The following is a 231-nucleotide window of genomic DNA, read 5'->3' on the forward strand; positions in this document are numbered from 1 at the left end:
GCCGAGTACACCCAGTTGGTGAAGGTCGCCATGGCCTATCGCAAGATCACCTGGACGCACGCTATCGCCGGCACCGAGGCATCGGACGACTGGCGCAAGCCCCAGGAAGCGTAAGCCCAACGCACCGAAGGCGTCGCGGACATCGGCCGGCCGCCTTCGATGATCGCATCGGCTTGACCCGGACGACCGGCTGAATTGCCGGTCGTCCACGCGTTGCTCAAGGAAGCGGCT

The organism is Cupriavidus sp. 96C5-1 (assembly GCF_057798855.1).